At 72.0% G+C, this 2,518-nt stretch carries 3 protein-coding genes and 1 pseudogene; all 4 read right to left on the bottom strand.

What is annotated here, in order from left to right; all coding sequences use genetic code 11:
- Positions 1-336, bottom strand: a pseudogene (locus tag CSW58_RS16325) (hypothetical protein); the annotation flags it as partial.
- Between the two features lie 102 nt (positions 337-438).
- Positions 439-771 (bottom strand): hypothetical protein, encoded by a 333-nt coding sequence (locus CSW58_RS16320; RefSeq protein WP_201721669.1) that lies wholly within the window; start codon positions 769-771, stop codon positions 439-441.
- Complete coding sequence (locus CSW58_RS16315) at positions 762-908, bottom strand: hypothetical protein (protein ID WP_201721668.1); 147 nt, start codon at positions 906-908, stop codon at positions 762-764. Before CSW58_RS16315 ends, CSW58_RS16320 begins: the two co-directional genes overlap by 10 nt.
- Positions 905-2,518: cobaltochelatase subunit CobT (gene cobT, locus CSW58_RS12575; protein ID WP_099447515.1), on the bottom strand; the 1,614-nt coding region annotated here is incomplete at its 5' end. The genes CSW58_RS16315 and cobT, both read right to left, overlap by 4 nt.

The raw sequence follows: 2,518 nt of genomic DNA, 5'->3' as shown, positions 1-2,518 counted from the left end.
CTCAGCGCCACCCCCTCGAAATTGTCCCGCGTCAGCGGCCCGTCCAGGGTCAGGTGCGCGGCCAGGAACTGGCGGCCGGCCGGGGCGCGCGGATCGAGCACGAACCGCACTTTGGTTGCGCCAGCCCTTCAGGGGATCGACGGTGCGATGCACGGTGGCGATCGACGCCCCCTCGAAATTGGCGAAGGCCGTCAGACCCCAGTTGAAGTCGGGCGGCGACTGGGCCGGCAGGGTCTGGCAGGGCGTCGAGATCCGGCACAGCCAGGTCTCGCCCTCCTCGCCGCCGACCAGATAGGCGTCGGGGCCGGCGGCCGGATAGGCGGTCAGGGCCTCCATGCCCTCATTGTCGGGGAAGGTGTGGCGGGCCTTGTTGACCGGGCGTGGCGGGCCGAAGCTGCCGTCGGCGGCGGCCGGATAGAGCCAGATGCGGTGTCGCGTTCAAAACTGACCAGGCGATCGCCATTGGCCAGCACCGCCAGGCCTTCGCCGTCGCCCCGGGCCTTGCCCTGCACGGGCTGGCCCTGGGGATCGCGCAGCGGCGACAGCTTGCCGGCCGTCAGGCCGGCCAGCCGACCGGGCGTCGTCCAGCACCAGCCGGGCCTCGAACAGGTCGCCGTCGTCGGTCACCGCCAGCAGGGCGCCCTCGGCGTTGATCTTCAGGTCCGACAGGCCGTGCAGGCGGCTGGTGTCGGGGCTGGTGACCGCCAGGCCGCCGGCATAGACGAACCGGCCCACCGACCCCTGGGTCGGGTCCGCGCCGTTCAGCGGCACGGCCTGGTGTCGAGCCGGATCTCGGGCCCGGCCTTGACCGGGGCGGGCGGCAGCAGGGGCAGGGGCGGCTTGCGGCCGCACTGGGCCAGGCCGCCGGCCACCAAGGCCAGGACCAGCAGGGTGCGGCCGAGGATCACGCCGGGACCTTGCGCCCGGTCTTGGCCGGCGAGGGCTGGACGGTGGGCGGCGGGGCCAGCAGGCCGCGCGCCCGCTTGACCGCCCGGGGCTCCTCGTCGAACAGGCTGGCCAGTTGCTCGACCAGAACGCCGCCCAGCTGCTCGACATCGACGATGGTCACGGCGCGGCGATAATAGCGCGTCACGTCATGGCCGATGCCGACGGCGATCAGCTCGACCGGGCTCTTGTCCTCGATCTCGGCGATGACCTGACGCAGGTGGCGCTCCAGATAGTGGCCCGAATTGACGCTGAGGGTGGAGTCGTCCACCGGCGCGCCGTCCGAGATCACCATCAGGATGCGGCGGGCCTCGGGCCGGCTGACCAGGCGCTGGTGCGCCCACATCAGGGCCTCGCCGTCGATATTTTCCTTCAGCAGCCCCTCGCGCATCATCAGGCCGAGGTTCTTGCGGGCCCGGCGCCAGGGCGCGTCGGCGCTCTTGTAGATGATGTGGCGCAGGTCGTTGAGGCGGCCGGGCGCGGCCGGCTTGCCGGCCTTGATCCATTCGTCGCGGCTGGTCCCGCCCTTCCAGGCCCGGGTGGTGAAGCCCAGCACCTCGACCTTGACCGCGCAGCGCTCCAGGGTGCGGGCCAGGATGTCGGCGCAGACGGCGGCCACCATGATCGGGCGGCCGCGCATCGAGCCGGAATTGTCGATCAGCAGGGTGACGACGGTGTCGCGGAACTCCTGGTCCTCTTCCTGCTTGAACGACAGCGGCGCGGTCGGGTCGATGATCACCCGGGTCAGGCGCGAGACGTCGAGCATCCCTTCCTCGAGGTCGAAGGTCCAGGCGCGGTTCTGCTGGGCCAGCAGGCGGCGCTGCAGCTTGTTGGCTAGGCGCGAGACCACGCTGGAGAGAGCGTTGAGCTGCTGGTCCAGATAGGCCCGCAGACGGGTCAGCTCCTCGGCGTCGCACAGCTCCTCGGCCGGCACCACCTCGTCATGGGCGGTGGTGAAGACCTTGTAGGCCGGCTCTCCGGGACCGCCCGGCGCGCCGTCGGGGCGGGCGGGCTTGGCGCCGTCGCCCATCTCGGGCGCTTCGTCGGTGTCCTCGGAGTCGCCCTGCTCGTCGCTCTGGACCATCTCCTCGTCGCCGGCCTCGGTCTCGCGGTCCGAGCCGTCGGTCTCCTGCGGGGCGCTGCCGTCGGCCTGCTCACCCTCGCCCTCGCCCTGGTCGTCCTCGGACTCCTGGGACTGGGGGTCTTCCTCGCCGGCCTCTTCCTCGTCCGAGGTCTCGTCGGCGTCGGACATCTCCTCGCCCATGTCGAGGTCGCGCAGGATCTCGCGGGTGACGCGGGCGAAGGCGGCCTGGTCGTCGATGGCGTCGGTCAGGCGGTCCAGGTCCTTGCCGGCCCGGGCCTCGATGTCGGCGCGCAGGATGTCGACCAAGGCCTTGGCCCCGGCCGGGGGCGCGTCGCCGGTCAGGCGCTCGCGGACCAGCAGCGACAGGATCTCGGCCATCGGGGCCGACTGGCGGTCGGTGGCGACGGCCTGGGTCAGGCCTTGCTTCTCGAGACGGGTTTCCAGCACCACGGTGAGGTTGGCGCGAACCCCGCCCAGGGCGTTGGCGCC

It is taken from the genome of Caulobacter sp. B11 (assembly GCF_002737765.1).
Lineage (GTDB): Bacteria > Pseudomonadota > Alphaproteobacteria > Caulobacterales > Caulobacteraceae > Caulobacter.
Note: the sequence above shows the minus strand (reverse complement) of the source record. Positions and strands in the feature narration are given on the sequence as shown.